At 67.9% G+C, this 21,735-nt stretch carries 23 protein-coding genes; 12 read left to right on the top strand and 11 right to left on the bottom strand.

The features are described from left to right. Positions 1-39: 39 nt before the first annotated feature. Positions 40-666, bottom strand: a complete 627-nt coding sequence (locus ACU4E7_RS03695) for a GNAT family N-acetyltransferase (protein WP_238120395.1) — start codon at positions 664-666, stop codon at positions 40-42. A 247-nt stretch (positions 667-913) separates the two neighbouring features. Further along, a complete protein-coding gene (locus ACU4E7_RS03690; RefSeq protein ID WP_447020681.1) occupies positions 914-2,212 on the bottom strand; it encodes a glycerate kinase type-2 family protein in 1,299 nt (432 codons plus the stop codon). Between the two features lie 199 nt (positions 2,213-2,411). On the opposite strand from ACU4E7_RS03690, the gene ACU4E7_RS03685 reads away from it, so the two are divergent. The 3 genes from ACU4E7_RS03685 (at position 2,412) to ACU4E7_RS03675 (ending at position 6,080) form a co-directional block, all read left to right on the top strand. Next, positions 2,412-3,353: a TAXI family TRAP transporter solute-binding subunit gene (locus ACU4E7_RS03685; RefSeq protein ID WP_238120398.1), complete on the top strand. Its 942-nt coding sequence runs from the start codon at positions 2,412-2,414 to the stop codon at positions 3,351-3,353. A 206-nt stretch (positions 3,354-3,559) separates the two neighbouring features. Continuing rightward, entirely contained in the window at positions 3,560-5,692 is a 2,133-nt protein-coding gene (locus ACU4E7_RS03680) for a TRAP transporter permease (RefSeq protein WP_238120400.1), read from the top strand. A 1-nt stretch (position 5,693) separates the two neighbouring features. Further along, a complete protein-coding gene (locus tag ACU4E7_RS03675; protein WP_238120401.1) occupies positions 5,694-6,080 on the top strand; it encodes a DUF1850 domain-containing protein in 387 nt (128 codons plus the stop codon). Positions 6,081-6,099: 19 nt separating this feature from the next. On the opposite strand, the gene ACU4E7_RS03670 is transcribed toward ACU4E7_RS03675, so the two are convergent. Together ACU4E7_RS03670 and ACU4E7_RS03665 are read right to left on the bottom strand one after the other, a co-directional pair. After that, a complete protein-coding gene (locus ACU4E7_RS03670; RefSeq protein WP_447020680.1) occupies positions 6,100-6,549 on the bottom strand; it encodes a hypothetical protein in 450 nt (149 codons plus the stop codon). Next, positions 6,546-7,022: a MarR family winged helix-turn-helix transcriptional regulator gene (locus ACU4E7_RS03665; RefSeq protein WP_447020679.1), complete on the bottom strand. Its 477-nt coding sequence runs from the start codon at positions 7,020-7,022 to the stop codon at positions 6,546-6,548. The genes ACU4E7_RS03670 and ACU4E7_RS03665 overlap by 4 nt, the downstream gene beginning before the upstream one ends. Positions 7,023-7,118: 96 nt before the next feature. On the opposite strand from ACU4E7_RS03665, the gene ACU4E7_RS03660 reads away from it, so the two are divergent. The 3 genes from ACU4E7_RS03660 (at position 7,119) to ACU4E7_RS03650 (ending at position 9,796) form a co-directional block, all read left to right on the top strand. Beyond that, positions 7,119-8,036 carry a class I SAM-dependent methyltransferase gene (locus tag ACU4E7_RS03660; protein WP_447020678.1) on the top strand — a complete coding sequence of 306 codons (918 nt, stop codon included), beginning with the start codon at positions 7,119-7,121 and terminating at the stop codon, positions 8,034-8,036. 79 nt (positions 8,037-8,115) lie between these two features. Further along, entirely contained in the window at positions 8,116-9,276 is a 1,161-nt protein-coding gene (locus ACU4E7_RS03655; protein ID WP_447020677.1) for an iron-containing alcohol dehydrogenase, read from the top strand. A 43-nt stretch (positions 9,277-9,319) separates the two neighbouring features. Beyond that, on the top strand, positions 9,320-9,796 hold the full coding sequence (locus tag ACU4E7_RS03650) for an acyl-CoA thioesterase (RefSeq protein ID WP_447020676.1): 477 nt from the start codon (positions 9,320-9,322) through the stop codon (positions 9,794-9,796). Positions 9,797-9,867: 71 nt separating this feature from the next. Here the strand turns inward: ACU4E7_RS03650 and phbB are convergent, their stop codons facing one another. Together phbB and ACU4E7_RS03640 are read right to left on the bottom strand one after the other, a co-directional pair. Continuing rightward, positions 9,868-10,590: an acetoacetyl-CoA reductase gene (gene phbB / locus ACU4E7_RS03645; RefSeq protein ID WP_238120407.1), complete on the bottom strand. Its 723-nt coding sequence runs from the start codon at positions 10,588-10,590 to the stop codon at positions 9,868-9,870. 164 nt (positions 10,591-10,754) lie between these two features. Then, positions 10,755-11,933: an acetyl-CoA C-acetyltransferase gene (locus ACU4E7_RS03640; RefSeq protein WP_238120408.1), complete on the bottom strand. Its 1,179-nt coding sequence runs from the start codon at positions 11,931-11,933 to the stop codon at positions 10,755-10,757. A 305-nt stretch (positions 11,934-12,238) separates the two neighbouring features. Between ACU4E7_RS03640 and phaR the strand changes: the two genes are divergently transcribed. Further along, positions 12,239-12,889 (top strand): polyhydroxyalkanoate synthesis repressor PhaR, encoded by a 651-nt coding sequence (gene phaR, locus ACU4E7_RS03635; RefSeq protein ID WP_447020675.1) that lies wholly within the window; start codon positions 12,239-12,241, stop codon positions 12,887-12,889. Between the two features lie 122 nt (positions 12,890-13,011). Here phaR and ACU4E7_RS03630 read toward each other — a convergent pair whose 3' ends face one another. Together ACU4E7_RS03630 and rpmF are read right to left on the bottom strand one after the other, a co-directional pair. Next, positions 13,012-13,416 carry a hypothetical protein gene (locus ACU4E7_RS03630; protein WP_238120410.1) on the bottom strand — a complete coding sequence of 135 codons (405 nt, stop codon included), beginning with the start codon at positions 13,414-13,416 and terminating at the stop codon, positions 13,012-13,014. Between the two features lie 573 nt (positions 13,417-13,989). After that, positions 13,990-14,175 (bottom strand): 50S ribosomal protein L32, encoded by a 186-nt coding sequence (gene rpmF, locus ACU4E7_RS03625; RefSeq protein WP_238120411.1) that lies wholly within the window; start codon positions 14,173-14,175, stop codon positions 13,990-13,992. A gap of 271 nt (positions 14,176-14,446) precedes the next feature. Between rpmF and ACU4E7_RS03620 the strand changes: the two genes are divergently transcribed. Then, positions 14,447-15,385, top strand: a complete 939-nt coding sequence (locus tag ACU4E7_RS03620) for a peptidylprolyl isomerase (protein ID WP_447020674.1) — start codon at positions 14,447-14,449, stop codon at positions 15,383-15,385. Between the two features lie 55 nt (positions 15,386-15,440). Here ACU4E7_RS03620 and ACU4E7_RS03615 read toward each other — a convergent pair whose 3' ends face one another. Beyond that, positions 15,441-15,860, bottom strand: a complete 420-nt coding sequence (locus ACU4E7_RS03615) for a hypothetical protein (protein ID WP_447020673.1) — start codon at positions 15,858-15,860, stop codon at positions 15,441-15,443. 291 nt (positions 15,861-16,151) lie between these two features. Here ACU4E7_RS03615 and argJ point away from each other — a divergent pair, with 291 nt between their 5' ends. The 4 genes from argJ to leuB all read left to right on the top strand — a co-directional run bounded on the left by argJ (position 16,152) and on the right by leuB (position 19,972). Next, positions 16,152-17,393 carry a bifunctional glutamate N-acetyltransferase/amino-acid acetyltransferase ArgJ gene (argJ, locus tag ACU4E7_RS03610; protein ID WP_238120414.1) on the top strand — a complete coding sequence of 414 codons (1,242 nt, stop codon included), beginning with the start codon at positions 16,152-16,154 and terminating at the stop codon, positions 17,391-17,393. After that, on the top strand, positions 17,390-17,794 hold the full coding sequence (locus tag ACU4E7_RS03605; protein WP_238120415.1) for a (deoxy)nucleoside triphosphate pyrophosphohydrolase: 405 nt from the start codon (positions 17,390-17,392) through the stop codon (positions 17,792-17,794). The genes argJ and ACU4E7_RS03605 overlap by 4 nt, the downstream gene beginning before the upstream one ends. Before the next feature lie 50 nt (positions 17,795-17,844). Then, complete coding sequence (gene yddG, locus ACU4E7_RS03600) at positions 17,845-18,738, top strand: aromatic amino acid exporter YddG (protein ID WP_447020672.1); 894 nt, start codon at positions 17,845-17,847, stop codon at positions 18,736-18,738. Between the two features lie 121 nt (positions 18,739-18,859). Then, complete coding sequence (leuB, locus tag ACU4E7_RS03595; protein WP_447020671.1) at positions 18,860-19,972, top strand: 3-isopropylmalate dehydrogenase; 1,113 nt, start codon at positions 18,860-18,862, stop codon at positions 19,970-19,972. A gap of 64 nt (positions 19,973-20,036) precedes the next feature. On the opposite strand, the gene ACU4E7_RS03590 is transcribed toward leuB, so the two are convergent. Continuing rightward, a complete protein-coding gene (locus tag ACU4E7_RS03590; protein ID WP_238120417.1) occupies positions 20,037-20,411 on the bottom strand; it encodes a (2Fe-2S) ferredoxin domain-containing protein in 375 nt (124 codons plus the stop codon). Between the two features lie 206 nt (positions 20,412-20,617). Next, the gene (locus tag ACU4E7_RS03585) at positions 20,618-21,658 is read right to left on the bottom strand and encodes a sulfate ABC transporter substrate-binding protein (RefSeq protein WP_447020670.1); all 1,041 of its coding nucleotides are present in this window, start codon (positions 21,656-21,658) and stop codon (positions 20,618-20,620) included. Positions 21,659-21,735: the final 77 nt, after the last annotated feature.

Here is a 21,735-nt window from a genome sequence, read left to right as displayed (position 1 = left end):
TTTTCGCCGCGCCTCCAGCGGCGCGCGCGGGGCGCCTGCTCAGGCGGCTTCGGCTTCGATCTGCGCGTCGTCCCCGGCGGGAATCAGCATGTCGAACATACGGCCGGTGGCCAGGCGCTGGGCCTGCAGCACCGCCCCCGCCATGCCCTGCAGGTCGGCCGCGGCCTCCTGCGCCAGCGACAAGGCGGTGGGGAAGGGCGCCTTCAGGGCCGCCGTCACCTCATCGATGTCGAAGCTCAGCTCGGCATCGAACTTGCGGGCGATCTGCTGCATGCGCCGGTTCTGCGCCAGGCAGTTGAGGCACAGCTTGCCGATGCCGCGATTGCGCGCGGCCAGGATCACCCGCTCCAGCAGCTGGGTGCCGAGGCCGTGGTTCTGGAACTCGCGCTCCACGCTGAACGCGGCTTCCGCTTCCCCGGGCAGCACATCGCCCATGGGGTAGAGTTCGGCGGCGGCACGCAAGGTGCCGTCCACGAAATAACCGTGAACGATGGCGCCGGTGCGGAATGCCCGCGCCGCATATCGCTCGACGAATTCGGCAGACACCGCAGAGCCGAATCTGAACCGACGGCTCTCCACATCGAGCCTGAGGAGGTGATCCTTGAAGATCTCGGCTTCCCCGGCCCAAAGCTTGCGGATGATCCCCGGTGCGACCTGTTCGGTCATATTGGTCTCCAGACTTGGCGTCTTGAAGCCCCCCGGTTCCTCCTGGGGCCGGAATTTATGTGCACTGCAACAAAGGTCAAGGGGGCTGACCTTAACCCTCTGTTCAGAACTCCCCTGCAGACGGCAATTCTGCAGCGCAACATGCTGAAATGTAAGATGTCGTATGAGCCATGCAAATGGCGCATGGCGGATGCGACTTTTGGACGAGGCCGGGCCCTGCTGTGGCCATGTTCGAGGGCCGGGGCGCTCACGTCGCGCGCGGAAGCACCAGTATGGCCCTGAAATCATTGACATTGGTCAATGTGGGGCCGGTGACGACCAACTGGTCGAGGGTCGCGAACAGGCCATAGGCGTCGTTGTCCGCCAGATGGCGCCGCGGGTCCAGGCCGAGGGCCTGGGCGCGTGCCAGGGTGCGTGAATCGCTCCAGGCCCCGGCATTGTCCGCGCTGCCGTCGATGCCATCGGTGTCGGCAGCCAGCGCCGAGATCGCCGGCCCGTCCGCCGGCAGGCCCTCCAGGGCCAGGGTGAGGGCCAGCAGGAACTCGCTGTTGCGCCCGCCGCGCCCGCGCCCGGTCACCCGCACAGTGGTTTCGCCACCGGAGAGCAGCACGCAGGGCGCCGCCGCCGGCTGGCCATGGGCGGCGGCGGCGCGGGCGATGCCGGCCAGCACCGTGCCGGCGGCGCGCGCCTCTCCCTCGATGGCGTCGCCGAGGATCACCGGCGTGATGCCGAGAGCCTGCGCCTGCGCCGCCGCAGCCTGCAATGCCATGAATGGGGTGGCGATGAGATGCAGCGCGGCCTCGGTCGGCGCGACAGGGGGCGCCGTGAGGCGTGCATTGGCGCGGATCGCCGCCGCGAGCCGGTCATCGGCGGCGATGCCATAGGCGCCCAGCAGGGCCAGCACCGCCTCGGGATCCGACGGCCGGGGCACCGTGGGGCCCGAGCCGATCAGCGCCGGATCGTCGCCCGGCACGTCGGAGATCAGATAGGTGACGCACCGCGCCGGGGCGATGGCGGCAGCGAGCCGCCCGCCCTTCACCGCCGACACCGCCTTGCGCACCGTGTTCATCACGCCGATAGGCGCGCCCGAGCGCAGCAGCGCGGTGTTCAGCGCCTGCTTGTCCGCCAGGGTGAGGCCCGGGGCCGGCGCCGTGAGCAGGGCCGAGGCCCCGCCGGAGATGAGGCACACCACGAGGTCGTCGGCGCCGGCGGAGCGGGCGATGTCCAGCAGGCGCCGGGTGGCGGAGAGACCGGCCGCGTCGGGCACCGGATGGCCGGCCTCCACCACCTCGATGGAGCGGGTGGGGCAGCCGTGGCCATAGCGGGTGATGACGAGGCCGGTGCAGGGCCTGTCCCATTCGGCCTCGAAGGCCCGCGCCATGCGCGCGGCGGCCTTGCCGGCCCCCACCACCAGGGTGCGCCCCTTGGGTGGCGCCGGCAGCCGGCCGGCGAACTTGCCTTCCGGCGTCGCCGCCGCGAGCGCCGCCGCGAACAGGGCCCGGAGAATCGCCGGGGCCGCGCCCGGTGTGGATGTGGCTGTTTCCATGCTCTTTATACGGTTGTGCGCGCCGGTTCCGAGGCCCTGTGCATGCGGCCGGTCGCCGTGGTTTTCAACACGCCGGCGGGCCGCCAGGGGACAGGACATTAGACTTTCGTTTGAAATGGGTAAAAGGTGCTGGCCTTTACGGACGGAGCCGTTAGCTTCACTGTTAACGCTTATAACAATACCGATAGGGAGGATGCTGATGATCCGTATCACCACGGCCGCGCTCATCTCAGCTTTGGTTCTGGCGCCTGTTGCCGCCAAGGCGGAGTTCGTGAACGTTCTGACCGGCGGCACGTCCGGCGTCTATTATCCGCTGGGGGTCGCCATCTCCAAGGTGATCGGCGAGAAGGTGCCGAACGCGCGCCCCTCGGTGCAGGCCACCAAGGCCTCCGTGGAGAACCTGAACCTCATTCAGCAGGGCAAGGGCGAAGTGGCCTTCACCCTGGCCGACAGTCTCGCGGACGGGGCCGCCGGCAAGGCCGAGGCGGGCTTCAAGGCCCCGCTCACCAAGGTGGTGGCGCTCGGCGGCATCTATCCCAATTACATCCAGATCGTGGCCGCTAAGGATTCCGGCATCAAGACGCTGGCCGATCTGAAGGGCAAGCGCCTGTCGGTGGGCGCCCCGCGCTCCGGCACCGAGCTCAACGCCCGCGCCATCCTCGGCGCCGCTGGCCTCACCTATGACGATCTCGGCAAGGTGGAATACCTGCCGTTCGCCGAATCCGTCGAGCTGATGAAGAACCGTCAGCTGGACGCGACCCTGCAGTCTTCCGGCCTCGGCGTCGCCTCCATCAAGGATCTCGCCAATTCGGTGCCGATCGTGGTGGTGGAAGTGCCCAACACCGTGGTCGACAAGGTGGGCGCGCCCTACATCAAGGCGGTGATCCCCGCCAACACCTATGAAGGCCAGTCGGTGGACGTGGTGACCGCGGCCGTGCCGAACTTCCTCGTGACCCGCTCCAACATGAAGGACGAGGAGGTCTACGAGATCACCAAGGCCATCTATGACAATCTGCCCGAGCTGGCGGCGGCCCATTCGGCGGCCAAGAGCATCAAGCTCGAGAATGCCATGAAGGGCTCGCCGGTGCCGTTCCATCCCGGCGCCGCCAAGTACTTCAAGGAAAAGGGCGTCACGCCCTGAAGCCGGGTTGGCGGCGGCCCTTAAGGGCGCCGCCGCTCGCGGTGTCGCGCCGCGGATGAAAGATGCGGGGGCTGCCGGCGCCGACGGGCGCGCAGCCCCTTTGTGGTCTTCTCCTCCCCGATGGGACCGTGATCGTTTCCAGTGACGTTGCCGCCGGGCGCGGGGCGCCGGGCGGAGAGTTTTTGACCTGTTGAGGCCGCACGTCCATGACCTCCTCGCTGCACACGCCCACCACGACTCCACCCGTCAGCCACGACCTGAACAACCCCAATCACGGGGCCTCCGTGGTGGTGGACGACGCGCTGCTGGACCTCACCTGGGGCCCGGGCAGCTGGGGGCGCGCGGTATTCTGGATCGCGGTCGCCTTCTCCACCTTCCAGATCATCACCGCCGCCTGGAGCCCGCTGCCGAGCCAGATCGTGCGCTCGGTGCACGTGGGCTTCCTGCTGCTGGTGGTGTTCGCCATCGCCGGCAATCACCGGGTCGGCGGCGGGCGGGTCATGCTGTGGGGGCTCGGCATCCTGTCGTTCGTGGTGGGCCTTTATCACTGGATCTTCTATTCCGACCTCATCGCCCGTGCCGGCGATCCCGATACCATGGACATCGTGGTCGGCGTGGTGGCGGTGGCGCTGGTGTTCGAGGGCTCGCGCCGGCTCATGGGCCTGTCGCTGCCCATCATCTGCGGCTTCTTCATTCTCTACGGCCTGTTCGGCGAATATCTGCCAGCGCCGCTGGACCACCGGCCCTATGATTTCGTGCAGGTGGTGGACCAGCTGTTCCTCGGCACCGAGGGCATCTACGGCACGCCCACTTATGTGTCGTCGTCCTACATCTTCCTCTTCATTCTGTTTGGCGCGTTCCTGGAACGGGCCGGCATGATCAAGCTGTTCAATGATGTGGCCATGGGCACCGTGGGCCATGCCCGCGGCGGCCCGGCCAAGGTCTCGGTGATCTCCTCGGCGCTGATGGGCACCATCAACGGCTCCGGCGTCGCGAACGTGGTCACCACCGGCCAGTTCACCATCCCGCTGATGAAGAACTTCGGCTACAAGCCGGCCTTCGCCGGCGCGGTGGAGGCGACCGCCTCCATGGGCGGGCAGATCATGCCGCCGGTGATGGGTGCGGTGGCCTTCATCATGGCCGAGACCATCGACGTGCCCTATGCGAGCATCGCCACCGCAGCGGTGATCCCCGCCTTCCTCTACTTCCTCACCGTGTTCGCCATGGTGCATCTGGAGGCTGGTCGCAACGGATTGTCGGGCCTGCCCAAGGCGGAGTGCCCCAATGCCTGGGCGGCGCTGAAGGCGCGCTGGTACCTCATCCTGCCGCTGGGCGTCCTGGTCTGGCTGCTGTTCTCCGGCTACACGCCGCTGTTCGCCGGCACCGTGGGCCTGGCGCTGACCGCGCTCATCGTGCTCGGCACGCCGGTGGCCCGCCTCATCGGCCCCTATGGCCTGCGGGTGGTGTTCTGGGTGGTGCTCGGCATCGCCGCCGCCAGTTTCGTGGAATACGGCATCAACGGTGTCGCCACGGTGGTGGCCATCCTGGTGGCGCTGCTGCTGTTCGTGAAGGGCGGGCGGGAGACCTTGCGCATCGCCCTCGACAGCATGGCCGACGGCGCCCGCAACGCGCTGCCGGTGGGCATCGCCTGCGCCCTGGTGGGCACCATGATCGGCATCTTCACCCTGACCGGCGTCGCCACCACCTTCGCCACCTTCGTGGTGGCGGTGGGCGAGAGCTCCCTGCTCCTGTCGCTGGTGCTCACCATGGTGGCGTGCCTGATCCTGGGCATGGGCCTGCCCACCATTCCCAACTACATCATCACCGCCTCCATCGCCGGGCCGGCGCTGCTGGCCCTGGGCGTGCCGCTCATCGTCTCGCACATGTTCGTGTTCTACTTCGGCATTATGGCTGACCTGACGCCGCCGGTGGCCCTTGCCGCCTTCGCGGCGGCGCCCATCGCCGGCGTCTCCGGGCAGGCCATCGCCGTGAACGCGACACGCATCGCCCTCGCCGGCTATGTGGTGCCGTTCATGGCGGTCTATTCGCCGGCGCTGATGCTGCAGACCGGCGATCCCATGGCCGATCTCATCGGCTTCTGGCCGGCGGTGGCCTACGCCTTCATCAAGGCGGTGATCGCCGTTCTGCTGTGGGCCGGTACCGCCACCGGCTATCTGCTGGGCCCGCTCAACATCGTCGAGCGCGTGGTGGCCTTCGCGGCGGCGGCGCTGCTGATCGCCGCTGTGCCGTTGAGCGATGAGCTGGGCTTCGTGGCGGCGGCGGCCTTCATTGCCTGGCATTATTGGCGCACCCGCGCCCAGAAGGTGGCGCAGGCCTGAGGTGGCGGTGCTCGCCTGCCTGGTCGCCGGTACCACCGTGGTGCGGCTGGCGGCGGTCGTGACCCTGGCCTGGACCCATTCGGTGCAGAAAAGCGAATGGCAGGAAGACTGGCGGGCGACCCCCGCCGGCCTCCAGCTGACCGAGGTGCGGGTCCAGGGCTCCGGCGCCGGCATGGAACCGCCCGACGACGCGGTGCTGCAGGGCGACTTCTATGTGGCCCATCCGCGGCTGGCGCCGCAGAAAGAGGTGCTGCTGCGGCGCTCCGGCGCCACCGCCGACTGGCGGGTGTGCAGCGCCGGCCGCTGCCAGCCCATGGGGGAACTGGTGCCGCCGGATGCGGACCCGGTGCGCTTCACCACCTGCGCGGAGCCCGCGCCCCGCCGCTGAGTGCGGCCCGGTCTGGCGCTCAGGCGGTCTGAAGGGCCCGCCGGGCGGCGGCGAGCCGCAGGCCATCCCGCAGGGACAGGGCGAGCAGCGTGATGTTGAGGGCCCCGGCCACCAGTTCCACCCCCTGCACCACCATGAACGATGAATCGAACAGCCCGGTGGCGGCGCGCGACTGAAGGAAGATCGCACTCGGCAGCAGGAGGCACAGGCCGTTGAGGGCGATCACCGGCATGCGTCGGCGCTTGGCGACCACCAGCGGCTGGGTGGAGCGCCCGCCGAGCCGGAAGCCGGTGGCGCCGACGCTCGCCAGCGCCGGGATCAGCGCCAGCATCCCCCAGAGAATGGCGGTTTTTACCGTTCGCACCGCGGCGGGCGTGCCGAAGGCCTCGCTCACGACGGTGGCGCTCCAGAAGCTGAGGATGATCAGCAGGGCGAGGCCCGCGGCAAGGGGATGCAGACGGCGGATCATGTGGGGTCTCCCGAACCGGCGCCGGCCTCGCTCAGCGTCGTGCGCAACTGGTGAAGGGTGGTGGCGGCGGCCTCTGCCGCGGCGGGCCCGATCCGGGCGAGCAGCAGGTCGGCCAAGGGGGCCCAGCGGGCGCTGGCGGCGGCGAAGGCCTGCGTCCCGGCGGCGGTGAGCTGCACCAGCTTGGCGCGCTTATGGTGGGGGTTGGTGGCGAAGCATACCAGCCCGCGCGCGGCCAGATCATCCACCACCCGCTGCACCGATTGGCGGGTGAGCCCCATGTTGCGGGCAATGCCCGCGGTGGGCAGGGCGCCGCCCGCCTCGGTGATGGCGCCCAGAACCTGCCAGCGGGCGCTCGTGAGCCCAAGCGGCGCCACCAGGGTATCACCGGCGGAAATCAGCGCGCCATTGAGGCGGAAGACCTCCAGAGCCAGGCGGCTGGCGGGGTGGGTGAAGGGGTCGTGCACAACGTTCATAATGACAGTATACAGCCATAACGACAGTGTACTGTCAATAAGTGTGACGCGATCCAACCGATGCATCGCCGGCCGGAAGGGCCTATATGCGGCGGCATGAGCGCCTCTCTGCCCCTCGTCTTTGATCGCCGCCTGGTCCGCCGGCGGCTGGCCCGCGCCGCCGGCCTCGGACCGGAAACCTTCCTGTTGGATCGGGTCGTGGAGGACCTCGTCGACCGGCTGGGGGCGGTGCAGCGGCGGTTCGATCGTGCCCTGGATCTCGGCACCCCCACCGATGGGCTGGCCCGCGCCCTGGCTGGCGTGCCGGCGGTGGGGCAGGTGCTGCGGGCAGCGCCGCTGGCGCCCGCCTCGTCCGATGGCGCCGCGGTGGTGGCCGACGAGGAGGCCCTGCCGTTCGCTCCGGCAAGCTTCGATCTGGTGGTGTCGGCGCTGGCGCTGCAGAGCGTCAATGACCTGCCGGGGGTGCTGGCCCAGGTGCGGCGGGTGCTCCGGCCCGATGGCCTGTTCCTGGCCGGCTTCATCGGTGGCGCCAGCCTCACCGAGCTGCGCCAGTCCTTCGCCATCGCCGAGAGTGAAGTGACCGGCGGCCTCTCGCCCCGGGTGGCGCCGTTCGCCGATGTGCGCGACCTTGGCGGCCTGCTGCAGCGGGCGGGCTTCGCCCTGCCGGTGGCGGATGTGGACCGGGTGGTGGTGCGCTATGGCTCCCCCTTCACCCTGTTCTCCGAGCTGCGCCGCATGGGTGCCACCAATGCGCTGGTGGAGCGGCGGCGGGTGCCGCTGCGCCGCGCCACGCTGCTGCGCGCGGCTGAAGTCTATGGCGAGCGCTTCGCCGATGCCGACGGGCGGTTGCGGGTGACTTTCGACATGGTCTGGCTGTCCGGCTGGGTGCCCCATGAGAGCCAGCAGAAGCCGCTCGCCCCCGGTTCCGCCCGCATGCGCCTGGCGGATGCCCTGGGCGCGCGGGAGGTGCCCTTGCCGGATGCATCCAGCGGCCCGGCGGAGCCGCGCGACTGACGCGCCCAGCAAACCCTTGACGCCGCGCGGCAGGCGCGCAGCATGACCCCCTGGGCAAGCCAAAAGCCGGGGGTGTCCCATGGCCGGATTCGTCTTCAACACACCGCCACGCATCGTGGTCGCCGCCGGCGCGGCGGGGCAGGTGGCAGGGCGCTGGCGCGCCGCCGGGGTCGGCCGGGTGCTGGTGGTGACCGATGGCGGGGTCGCCCGCGCCGGCGCCCTGGCGGCGGTGCTCGAAGCCCTGCGGGCCGAGTCCATCGCTCACCAGGTGTTCCAGGCGGTCACCCCCAATCCCGATGCGCAACTGGCCGTGGCCGCCGCCGCGCAGGCGGTGGACATGCGCGCCGAGGGGGTGCTCGGGCTCGGCGGCGGCTCCTGTCTCGATGTGGCGAAGCTGGCGGCGCTGCTGGCCACCGGCCATGATGCGCTGTCGGAGATCTACGGCGTCGGGCTTGCCGAGGGCCCGCGCCTGCCGCTCATGCTGGTGCCGACCCTGGCCGGCAGCGGCGCCGAGGTGACGCCCATCGCCCTGGTCACCAGCGATGGCGAGAAGCGGGCGGTGGTGTCTTCCTGCCTGCTGGCCGATGCGGCGCTGCTCGACGTGGACCTCACCTTCACCGCGCCGCCGGAGGCCACAGCGGCGGCCGGGGCCGGCTGCCTGGCGGTGGCCATGGAGGCCTTCACCTCCGCCCATGCCAATGCCAATCCGGTGTCGCGGGCGCTGGCGGAAGGGGCGCTGGCGCTGCTGCGCTGGGCGCTGCCCCTGGTGGTGATGGACGGCGCCGACCGGCGGGCGCGCGAAGCCATGCTCTCCGCTTCGCTCATGGCCGGACAGGCGTTTGCCAACGCGCCCGCCGGCGCGGCCCATGCGCTGGCCTATCCGCTCTGCGTGCGGCATGGCCTGCCGGCGGGTCTTGCCGCGGCGCTGATGCTGCCGCAGGTGGTGCGCTTCAACGGACCGGTGGCGGCGCATGATTACGGCCTGCTGGCCGCCCGCCTGTTTCCCGAACGGCCGATGGTGGGCGACGCCCAGGCGCGTGCCGATATTTTCGCGGCCAACCTGGTGCGCTTCTTCCATGAGCTGGGGCTGCCGACGGACCTGCGCGCCGTGGGGGTGGAGGCGGTGGACGTGGCCCCTCTGGCCGCGGCAGCCATGGGGCAGGGCCGGCTGCTGGCCAATAATCCGCGCCCCCTCGTGGCGCAGGATGCCGCCGCGCTCTACAAGGCGGCTCTGGATTGAGCGTCGCCTGGCGCGGCGCCGACGACAACAGGGAGGCATGCCGATGGCCGAGGCACATGGAGCGCGGGGAACGTCAGCCCCGGGGCGGGAGGCCCCCTTCGTTCTGAAAGACTTTCCCCACAGCCTCGCCATCAGCACGCGGTGGGCGGATGTGGATGTCTACGGCCATGTGAATAATGTGGTGTATTATTCGTATTTCGACACGGTGGTGAACGAATATCTCATCGCCCGCGGGGTGCTCGACCCGCAGACGAGCCCGATCATCGGGCTGGTGGTGGAGACCCGCTGCACCTATTTCCGCAGCCTCACCTTTCCGGCGCCGGTCACGGCGGCGCTCCGGGTGGCCAAGCTCGGCTCCTCCTCGGTGCGCTATGACATCGCTTTGTTCCAGGGGGATGACGAGGCGGTGGCCCAGGGCCACTTCGTCCATGTCTATGTGGACCGCGCCAGCCAGCGCCCGGTGCCGATTCCCGATCCGGTGCGGGCGGTGCTGCAGGCCCTGGTGAGGACCCCGGCCTGAGGCCGGGGCGGCGCAAAGAAAAGGCCGGCTCGCGCACGAGCCGGCCGGAATGATGGAGCGGGAAGCCCGGTTCAGCAGATGTACTGCGCGCCGTTGATGGTCAGCGTCGAGCCGGTGACGAAGGATGCGCCATCGGAGGCGAGGAAGACCACGCCGCGGGCGATATCCTCCGGCTCGCCGAGCCGGCCCACCGGAATGGTGGCGATGATCTTGGCGAGCACCTCGGCCGGCACCGCGCGCACCATGTCGGTGCCGATGTAGCCGGGGGCGATGGCGTTCACCGTGATGCCGTGCTTCGCCGATTCCTGGGCCAGCGCCTTCACGAAGCCGATCTCGCCGGCCTTGGCGGCGGAATAGTTGGTCTGGCCGAACTGCCCCTTCTGGCCGTTGATGGAGGAGATGCAGACGATGCGGCCGAAACCGCGCGCGCGCATGCCCTCGATCACATTGCGGCACATATTGAAGGAGCTGGAAAGGTTGGTGCTGACCACCGCGTTCCACTGCTCCAGCGACATCTTGTGCAGGGGGGCGTCACGGGTGATGCCGGCGTTGTTCACCAGCACCTCGACCGGACCCAGCTGCGCCTCGACCTTGGCGATGCCCTCTTTGCAGGCGTCGAAATTGGAGACGTCCCACTTGAAATTGGGGATGCCGGTCTTCTCGGTAAAGGCTTTCGCAGCCTCGTCATTGCCGGCGTAGTTCGCCGCGACGGTGTAGCCCGCCTCCTTGAGCGCGATCGAGATGGCCTCGCCGATTCCGCGAGTCCCGCCCGTGACCAATGCGACACGCGCCATAGTTCCCTCCATCATCTGTTGGCCCGACCTAAAGACGAAATACAACAATCCCAAGCGGATCGGGCCACACAGGGATTGTGTCTAAGCAAACCTGCAGCAGGTTGCGAGGGTCTTGGGCCGCGACCTTCGATCGCGGCCCAAAGTATGATGGTTGAGTGACAGTCTCAGTCGCGCTCGACACACATGGCAATGCCCATGCCGCCGCCGATGCACAGGGTGGCAAGGCCCTTTTTCGCATCGCGCTTCTGCATTTCATGCAGGAGGGTGACGAGAATACGGGTGCCCGAGGCGCCGATGGGGTGGCCGATGGCGATGGCGCCGCCGTTCACGTTCACCTTGGAGGTGTCCCAGCCCACGCCCTTGTTGACGGCGATGGCCTGGGCGGCGAACGCCTCGTTGGCCTCGATGAGGTCGAGGTCGGCGGTGGTCCAGCCGGCCTTTTCCAGCGCCAGCTTGGAGGCCGGGATGGGGCCGGTGCCCATGATGGACGGATCGACGCCGGCCTGGGCCCAGGAGACGATGCGCGCCAGCGGGGTCTTGCCCTCGGCCTTGGCCTTGGCGCCGCTCATGAGCACCACGGCGGCGGCGCCGTCGTTGATGCCGGACGCGTTGCCGGCGGTCACCGAGCCATCCTTGGCGAAGGCGGGCTTCAGCTTGGTCATGGCGTCGATGGTGGCGCCATGGCGGATGTACTCATCCTGGTCCACCACCACGTCGCCCTTGCGGGTGGAAATGGTGACGGGGACGATTTCATCCTTGAACTTGCCGGACTTCTGGGCCGCCTCGGCCTTGTTCTGGGAGGCGACGGCGAATTCGTCCTGCTCCTGGCGGGTGATCTGGAACTGCTTGGCCACGTTCTCGGCGGTCATGCCCATGTGGTAGCCGTTGAAGGCATCCCACAGGCCGTCCTTGATCATGGTGTCGACGAATTCCATGTTGCCCATGCGCTGGCCGTTGCGCAGGTGGGCGCCATGCACGGACTGGCTCATGGATTCCTGGCCGCCGGCCACCACCACTTCGCTGTCGCCATTGGCGATGGCCTGGGCGCCGAGGGCGACGGAGCGCAGGCCGGAGCCGCACACCATCTGGACTTCATAAGCCGGGCTGGTGATCGGCACGCCGGCCTTGAGGGAGGCCTGGCGGGCGGGATTCTGCCCCTGGGCGGCGGTGAGCACCTGGCCGAGAATGACCTCGCTCACGGCGTCGGTGGAGACACCGGCCCGCTCGAGGGCCGCCTTGATGGCGACGGCGCCGAGCTCGTGCGCCGGCAGGGGAGCCAGCGCGCCGTTGAACGACCCGACCGGGGTGCGCGCGGCGGCGACGATGACGACCTCGTCCTTCATATTGAATCTCCTGGGACTTAGAACAGGCGGGAGCGGCTTTGCGCCGCTTTTGGATCAGAGCATTATATCGCTGTCGAGCACGACCATGTGTCAATGATCCACATCATGGCAAGTGCAATATGGGGCGCACTGTGCCCAGGGTTGAGCGGGCCGCCGGTTTGTCGCTGGGGATGCCGCTTTGGGATCCGGCCTGCGTGCGACGCGGGCAGTGCACCAGGAATGCGCGCGCTGCACATAATTTGGTAGCTATGGGGCGCGAAACCACTTAACGTGGTGTAACCCCAAGGACATCGGATGACCGGACGATGGCAAAATCAGAAGAACCAGTCACCATCAAGAAATACGCCAACCGTCGCCTGTACAACACGGGCACGAGTACCTATGTGACGCTGGAAGACCTCGCCAACATGGTGAAGGATGGCGAGGATTTTGTGGTGTATGACGCCAAGAACGGCGATGACATCACCCATTCGGTTCTGACGCAAATCATCTTCGAACAGGAAAATAAGGGAACGAATCTGCTTCCCATCACCTTCCTGCGCCAGATCATCCGTTTTTACGGCGACAGCATGCAGATGCTGGTTCCCCGGTACCTGGAAGCGTCCATCGACAGCTTCACCAAGGACCAGGAGAAGTATCGCGACCACGTGGCCAAGACACTGACGGGCGGCGGCTTCGCCGGGCTCGACGATCACGTGCGGCGCAACATGGAGATGTTCGAGCGGGCTTTCCACATGTTCCTGCCGTTCCCCAAGGACGAGGAGCAGGAGGAGGCTGGCGCCGCGCCGGCTGCGTCCACGCCGGCCAAGGAGGCGGACGAGCTCGATGCGCTGAAGCGCCAGATGGCGGATATGCAGGCCAAGCTCGAGCAATTGGTGGTGCGCCCGGCGCCGACGCCGGAACCCGACGTCGCGCCGCCTGCGCCCGATGTGCCGAAGCCCGACGACAACGGCTGAGGCCGGCGCCCGGCTGCACGTGAGGATGGATGGCGAGGGCCGGCATGATAGTGCCGGCCCTTTTGCCGTTCAGGTCGGTCCCGTGTCCGCACCGCCTACCGCTGCGCTGGGCCTGGCCCCCCTCACGACTGGTCGGGGCGCACCGAGAAATCGCGCTGGGCGACGCGGACCGAGACGGAGAAACCGGCCACCACATCCAGCAGCATCACGCACAACAGCAGCGCGAACACGGAGTTGCCGGCCTGCGGCACCAGCAGGAATTCGGCAAGGCTGACCACGAACAGCAGAATGGACAGCATGTGATCGATCAGCGAGCGGGAGCTGATGCGGGTCGATTTGACGATCTCGAAGAACAGGATCAGCAGCGAGAAGGCGATGAAGGCCTCGGCGAGGGTGATCTTCCACTGGGCGCCGGACAGCATGGAGACGATAGTGAGCGGCGAATCCCAGCTGAGGCTGGGCGTCAGGAATGCGACGATATTGAACAGTGCCAACGGAATGATCAGCAACGGAACCGGTGTCAGCATAGGTGCTCCTTCGGGCCGATCCGCGGCCGCGGCGACGCTGGGACACGGATGCCGCATCGCGGAGGGGGATTGGCAAGGTGCCACCTTGCCGTGCGGAGTGTCACCGTTCCGTTGCCGTGCCTGCTGGCGGGCGTGTTTTGTGCGCCCCGTGCCGTCGCTGACACGGCGGCCTTCGCCGTCGGATGATTGATGGGGAGCGTGTCGCGTGGGCGGGCGCGCATGGGGCAGCCGCACCATTCCAGGTCGATGCCCTGCGGGTGCTTTTGGCCGCTGTTTCTTTTTGGCCGCCGATCCGGTGCATCCGCGGCGCCGCGCAGCGAGCGCGGGCGGCGGCAAGTCGCGATCTGCCGACACCGGCGGATGAGGCCGTGCGCGTGGGCCCCCAGGACGATCCGGACAGCACCGGATCCTGGGCTCTCCACGCGGGCGACAAGGAGGCAGGCCGCAAGGAGGGAAGAGGCGAGGGGCGTTCGGCGCGGACGCACGGCAGGGCCGGCGTTCAGCGCGTGATGATCACGCCCCCGGCCTGTCCCGGCCCGGGAGGGTCTCACCCGGGACGGTACGATCTTAGGCTCAGGCTTCGGCCTTGGGAGCCAGAATCTGGCGGCCCTTGTACATGCCGGTCTTGAGGTCCAGGTGATGCGGACGACGCAGCTCACCGGAATCCTTGTCTTCCACATAAGTGGGCTGCTTCAGCGCATCGGCCGAGCGGCGCATGCCGCGACGGGACGGCGAGGTCTTTCTCTTAGGGACGGCCATTGTCCAAACTCCTGAAGACGAGACATCCGAAGATCGGTCTCGCCCTCTGCGTCGGTTCGCGCGAGGCTGTAGCGAAACCTGTTTCTCGATTGAAGGCGCGCCTTATACAGGCTCTCGCGGCGAAGCGGAAGCCCCGCCCCGGTGTTTTGTCCATTCCGGTGCGGCGCCTCAACAATGCCCTCTTGTCAGATAAGGAGAAGGCGGGCAAGGGTGCACGCCGTTCGGGGTGCACCCATCCCCGAGGAACCCGGACCCAAAGGAACCCGGACCCATGAAGCGCTCCGTTTCCACTGCCGCGCTGGCGGCTGCCCTCGTCTCGTCTGTCGCCCTGTTCTCCGTTTCCGGTCCGGCCCTTGCTCAGTCCGCTGCGGCCAAGCCCGCCGCTGCCAAGCCTGATTCTGCCAAGACTGATGCCTCCAAGCCCGCCGACACCGACCTGGTGGTGGCGACGGTGAACGGCACGCCGATCTATGCCAGCCAGCTGGCCATCGCCGCCGAGGACATCGGTCCCGGCCTGCCGCCCCAGCTTCAGGGGCCGGCGCGGCGCGATTATGTGCTGTCCTTCCTCACCGACATGACCCTGCTGGCGCAGGCGGCGGAAGCGCAGAAGCTGGACCAGACCCCGGCCTTCCAGACGACCCTGAACTACCTGAAGACCAAGGCGCTGATGGAAGCGCTGATGACCCAGGCGGCCAAGGGTGCGGTGACCGACGAGCTCAAGCGCAAGACCTATGACGAGTTCGTCAAGTCTCAGCCGCCGGAGGAAGAGGTCCACGCCCGCCACATTCTGGTGGATGACGAGGCCAAGGCCAAGGAAATCGCCAAGAAGGCCAAGGCCGGCGAGGATTTTGCCAAGCTCGCCAAGGAATATTCCAAGGACGGCGCCGACGACGGCGGTGATCTCGGCTATTTCACCAAGGACCAGATGGTGCCGGAGTTCGCCGAGGTCGCCTTCAAGCTGGACAAGGGGCAGATCTCCGACCCGGTGAAGAGCCAGTTCGGCTGGCACATCATCAAGGTCGAGGACAAGCGCACGAAGCCGGTGCCCACCTACGCGCAGGTGGAAGGCCAGCTGGACCAGTATCTGGTGCGCAAGGCCCAGGCCGATCTCGTCACCAAGCTGCGCGCCGACGCCAAGATCGAGAAGGCCGCGGCGCCCGCCACCCCGGGTGCTGCCGCCACGCCGGCTCCGGCCGCCGCCGGGAAGTGACACGGGCACATCGCCAGTGTTGAAGAAAGGGGCGCTGCGGCGCCCCTTTTGCTGTCTACAGCTCTTCCAGCCCCTCACGGGCGCGGGCGGTGAGTTGGGCGGCGGTGAGCACCTTGTCGCCCTCCGCCTCGTGGACGATGGCGCCGAAGCTGCCGGCAAGGGCGGAACAGACCGCCAGCGCGCTCACCTTCTCGCGCACGTCGCCGCTCCACTTGAGGTCCATCGCCACGTCGCGTCCGTCGAGCGCTGCCTTGAGATTGGGCATGGCGTCGAGAGCGGCATCCACATCATGAAAGCGAACGGTGAAGCCGGCATCCTCGCCATCGAGGGTGCAGGGCAGGTAGCCGGACGATTTCAGAGGCACATAGCCGTCGTCCAGGGTCACCTTGAGCTTGAGGGCATCGATGGCCGGCTGCAGGGCGGCGCGGGTAGGCACATCGGGGCGATGAAGGAAGGCGCAAAGGGCACGGGCCATGACGGCTCCTCAAGACAGAAAAGAAAAATGAGGCGGTGGACCGCGGCTGAAACGCGACCACTGTAAGGCCGGGACGGCACGGGAGAAAAGAGCGGGGATCAAGGCCTCCTCGGTGGCGGCGCGGGTGTCGCCCGCAGCGCTCAACCCCTTGCGCGCGCGGCGCGGCTGCGGCACAGGAAAGGCACCCGGGCGGCTGTGCCGCCCTGGACGCGTGCCGCTCAAGCGGTGCTCGCTTCTTCAATGAGCCCGTCCGGGCGGAAGGTTCGGGCCGGGCTCGTGCGGGGATTTCCCATGTCTGCGACCGTTTCACCCCTGGCGCCCCAGTTCGTGCCCGAGCTGCTTCCCATTCCCGGCGTGGGTTTCACCACCGCCGCGGCCGGCATCCGCTACCAGGGCCGCACCGATGTCCTGGTCATGTCATTCGTGCCGGGCACCACGGTGGCGGGGGTGACCACCAAGTCGCTGTGCCCCTCGGCGCCGGTGGAATGGTGCCGGGAGCTGGTGAAGAAGGGCAAGGCGCGGGCGCTGGTGGTGAATTCCGGCAATGCCAACGCTTTCACCGGCAAGAAGGGCCGCGAATCCACCCAGCTCACCGCCGAGATCGCCGCCGCCGTGCTGCGCTGCAAGCCGTCGGAGGTGGCGCTGGCCTCCACCGGCGTCATCGGCGAGCCGCTCGACGCCACCAAGTTCGAGGGCGTGCTGGCGGAAGCCGCCGGCCGTCTGGTGGACTGGCCGTGGCTGGATGCCGCCCGCGCCATCATGACCACCGACACCTTCCCCAAGCTCGCCACCGCCGAGGTGCTGCTGGGCGACGTGCCGGTGCGGATCAACGGCATCGCCAAGGGCGCCGGCATGATCGCCCCGGACATGGCGACCATGCTCTCTTTCGTCTTCACAGATGCCCCCATCGCCGCCGACGTGCTGCAGAAGCTGCTCTCCAAAGGCGTGAAGAACACCTTCAACGCGGTGACGGTGGATGGCGACACCTCCACCTCCGACACCCTGCTGATGTTCGCCACCGGCGTTGCCAAGACCCGGGGCGCCCCGCTCATCAAGGATGCGGATGATCCGCGCCTGAAGACCTTCAAGCGGGCGCTGGTGGACCTTCTGGCAGATCTTTCCGAGCAGGTGGCCCGCGACGGCGAGGGCGCGCGCAAGCTCATCCGCATCCATGTCACCGGCGCCGTCTCCAACAAGTCGGCACGGCGCATCGCCATGTCCATCGCCAACTCGCCGCTGGTGAAGACCGCCGCCGCCGGCGAGGACGCCAATTGGGGCCGGGTGGTGATGGCCGTGGGCAAGGCCGGCGAGCCGGCCGACCGCGACAAGCTCACCATCTCCTTCGGCGATGTGTGCGTGGCCCGCGACGGCGAGCGCGACCCCGACTATGACGAGGCGGTGGTCTCCGCTTACATGAAGAACCCGGTCATCGACCTCACGGTGGACCTCGGCCTCGGCCGCGGCGCCGACCGGGTGCTCACCTGCGATCTCACCAAGGAATATGTCGCCATCAACGGGGACTATCGCTCGTGAAGATCACCTTGGTGGCCGCCTGCGCGCTCATCGATGCCGACAACCGGGTGCTGGTGGCCCAGCGCCCGGAGGGCAAGGCGCTGGCCGGCCTGTGGGAGTTTCCCGGCGGCAAGCTGGAGCCCGGCGAGCGGCCGGAGGACTGCCTCATTCGTGAGCTGGCGGAAGAACTGGGCATCACGGTGAAGGAGCCGTGCCTCGCTCCGCTCACCTTCGCCAGCCACGCCTATGAGACTTTCCATCTCCTCATGCCCCTGTGGATCTGCCGGCGCTGGGAGGGCACGGTGACCCGCAAGGAGCATCAGGCCCTGAAGTGGGTGCGCCCCGGCAAGCTGCGCGAGCTCGACATGCCGCCCGCCGACGCGCCGCTCATTCCCCCGCTCATCGACCTGCTCGGCCCTTGAAGCCTCTTCGCCGGGCAGGGTGCTGCCCGGCCTTTCGTTCGGATCCGTTCATGCCTTCGGCCTCCCCATCGGCCCTGTCGCTCCGCGAGATTTCTCCCCGCCAGGCGACGCGCATCGGCCTCGTGGCCATCCTGTTATGGTCCACGCTGGCCTTCTTCACCGCAGCCACCGGCGCGGTGCCGGCCTTTCTGCTCACGGCGCTCACCTTCGGCACCGGCGGGCTGGTGGGGTTGGTCGCGGCGCTCCTGGGGCCGGGGCTCGGCGTGCTGCGGCAGCGCCCGCTTGCCTATGTGCACGGGGTGGGCGGCCTGTTCGGCTATCACTTCCTCTATTTCGCCGCCCTGAAGCTGGCGCCGCCGGCCGAGGCGGGGCTGCTCAACTATCTGTGGCCGCTGCTCATCGTGCTGCTGTCAGCGACCCTGCCGGGCGGCGGGCTGAAACGCACCCATGTGATCGGCGCGCTTCTGGGCTTTGCTGGAACGGTGGTGCTGCTGTTGGGCAAGGGTGGCTTTTCCGGCATCGAGGCGCGCTATGTGCCCGGCTATCTCGCCGCCGTTTCCTGCGCCTTCATCTGGGCCATCTATTCGGTAGCCTCGCGCCATTTCGCCGATGTGCCCACCGCTGCGGTCGCCGGCTTCTGCCTGGTGACGGCGCTGCTCGCCGGCCTCTGCCATCTTGTGTGGGAACAGACCATCTGGCCGGCGGACCTCATGCAATGGGGGGCGGTGGTGGCGCTGGGCATCGGTCCGGTGGGACTCGCTTTCTATGCCTGGGACATCGGCATGAAGCGGGGCGACGTGCGGCTGCTGGGGGTGGCCTCCTATGCGGCGCCGGTGCTTTCCACGGTGCTGCTGGTGCTCACCGGCTTCGCCGCCCCCAGCCTTGCCTTGGGGCTCGCCTGCCTCTGCATCGTCGGCGGCGCGGTGGTGGCGACCCGCCGCTGAGGCCACAGCTCTGGTGCGCCGGCACCGGGAAATCTTGCGCTCCGGTCGGCGACGCCTTAGCACTCGCGCCGGAAGTCACCTGAAGATGGCCGCCTGAGGCCGCAGTTTCCGAGGATACACCATGGCCACCCACAAGCTCCTGCTCCTCGCCGGCGACGGCATCGGCCCCGAAGTGATGGCCGAGGTGAAGCGCGTCATCGCCTGGCTGGAACAGGAAGGCCTCGCCTCTTTCGCCATCGAGGAGGATCTGGTGGGCGGTAGCGCCTATGACGCGCATGGCGTCGCCATCTCCGATGCCGCCATGGCGCGCGCCAAGGATGCGGACGCGGTGCTGCTCGCCGCCGTGGGCGGCCCCAAGTGGGCGGACGTGCCCTATGAGGCGCGCCCCGAGGCCGGCCTGCTGCGCCTGCGCAAGGACCTGGAGCTGTTCGCGAATCTGCGCCCCGCCATCTGCTATCCGGCGCTGGCCGATGCCTCCTCCCTGAAGCGGGAGGCGGTGGAAGGCCTCGACATCCTGATCGTGCGTGAGCTCACCGGCGGCGTCTATTTCGGCGAGCCCAAGACCATCATCGACCTCGGCAACGGCCAGAAGCGCGCCATCGATACCCAGGTGTACGACACCTATGAGATCGACCGCATCGCCCGCGTCGCGTTCGAACTGGCCCGCACCCGCCGCAACAAGGTGACCTCCTCCGAGAAGCACAATGTGATGCGCTCCGGCGTGTTGTGGAAGGAAGTGGTCACCCAGGTGCACGACGCCGACTACAAGGACGTGGTGCTGGAGCACAATCTCGCTGATTCGCTCGCCATGCAGCTGGTGCGCTGGCCCAAGCAGTTCGACGTGATCGTCACCGACAATCTGTTCGGCGACGTGCTGTCCGACATCGCCGCCATGCTCACCGGCTCGCTGGGCATGCTGCCCTCGGCCTCGCTGGGCGCGGTGGACCCCAACACGGGCAAGCGCGCGGCCATGTATGAGCCGGTGCACGGCTCGGCCCCCGATATCGCCGGCAAGGGCATCGCCAACCCCATCGCCATGATCGGCTCGCTGGCCATGGCGCTGCGCTACTCGTTCAACCAGGGCGATGTGGCGGACCGTATCGAGCAGGCCATCGCCGGTGTGCTGGATGCCGGCAAGCGCACCGCCGACATCCGCACCGAGGGCGCCGAGGTGATCAGCACCAAGGCCATGGGCGAAGCCATCGTCGCCGAGCTAGATGCCGCCCGCGCCTGATCGGCGAGGGTTCAGAACAGAAAGCCCCTCTCCGCGCCGCGGAGAGGGGCTTTTTTGTGGGGACTCAGATGCGGGGCACGATGATGAGGCGTTCCACCGGCTTGCCGCCCAAAAGGTGGGAGGTGACGATCTCGTCGATGTCCTCGGGAGTCTTGGGCGTGTACCAGATGCCTTGGGGGTAGACGACCATGATGGGGCCGGCCGAGCAGAAGCTCAGGCAGCCGGAAGAGGTCATGGCGATATCGCGGCGGCCGGAGGCCTCCAGCTTCTTGGCGAGCCGTTCCCACAGGGGCTGGGCGCCATTGGCGCCGCATGAGCCGCGCGGATGCTGGGGCGGCCGCTGGGTGAAGCAGCAGAACACGTGGTGGGTGTAGACCTGGGGGATCTCCAGGGAAAATTCCGGGATCTCGGCTTCAGCGCTTTCGGCGACGTCGGACATGGCGGCTCTTCACTTCGAGGGTCCGGGACTTCGGGAGTCCTGAGGCTGGAACCATTCAAAGATCGTGCCGCGCTGGCCGAAAACTGAGATCCACCAAGGCTGGCAAGGCCTTACCCGGGTGTGCCACGCCGTGGTCGGGTGAGGGGATGTCGGGCTTCGGAGGAAGTCCGACATCCGGTGGCGGGTTGCCGTCAGGCCGCGCTCGCTCAGCGGCCGATGAAGACCTGCTCCAGCTTGCCGCCGGAGGCGAAGTGGTCGGCCTGGGCCTTGTCCCAGCCGCCGAACACCTCCTCCACCTTGACTAGGCGGACCGGGGGGAACTGCTCCTTGTACTGGGCGGCGACCTCGGGGTTCACCACCCGGTGGAAAGCCTTGGCGGCAACCTCCTGGCCGGCGGGGGAATAGAGGAACTCGAGATAGGCGGTGGCGGCGGGGCGCGAGCCGCGCTTGTCCACCACCTTGTCCACCACCGCCACCGGGAATTCGGCGAGCAGGCTCACAGAGGGGGTGATCGGCTGCAGCTTGCGGTCGGGATAGAGGTTCTGGATGGCGTGGGTCTCGGCCTCGAAGGTCACCAGCACATCGCCCGTCTCGCGCTCCACGAAGGTGGTGGTGGCGCCGCGGCCGCCGGTGTCGAACACCGGCACGTTGGAGAGCAGCTTCTTCACGAAGGCGTCGGCCTTGGCGGTGTCGCCGTTGAACTTCTCCAGCGCATAGGCATAGGCGGCGAGATAGGTGTAGCGGGCGTTGCCCGAGGTCTTGGGGTTGGGGAAGATGACCTTCACGTCATCGCGCACCAGATCCGACCAGTCCTTGATGCCCTTGGGGTTGCCGGCGCGCACCAGGAACGAGGGGAAGGAATAATAAGGCGAGGCGTTGTTGGGGAACTTCTTCTGCCAGTCCTTGGCGACGAAGCCGGCCTTGGCCAGCACGTCCACGTCGGTCACCTGGTTGAAGGTCACCACATCCGCCTCCAGCCCCTCCAGAATGGCGCGGGCCTGGCGGGAGGAGCCGGCGTGGCTCTGGTTGATGGTGAGCTGCTGGCCGGTCTTCTCTTTCCAGGCGGGAACGAACAGCGCGTTCTCAGCGGCGAACAGCTCGCGGGCGATGTCGTAGGAAACATTGAGTAGGCTGTCGGGGCCCGGCGCGGCGGTCTGCGCGAAGCTGGGGGCGGCAAATGCGCCCGAGAACACCCCGGCCAGGGCCCCAGCGAGGGCCGTGGCGAGGAAGGCCCGGCGATGGATCATCTGGATCTCCAATAGCACAATAAAAATACGTCAAATGACGTATTCCACGTGATCTCGGAGATAGCATGCGGAATTGG

The sequence above is a fragment of the Xanthobacter sp. ZOL 2024 genome (genome assembly GCF_052932325.1).
Note: the sequence above shows the minus strand (reverse complement) of the source record. Positions and strands in the feature narration are given on the sequence as shown.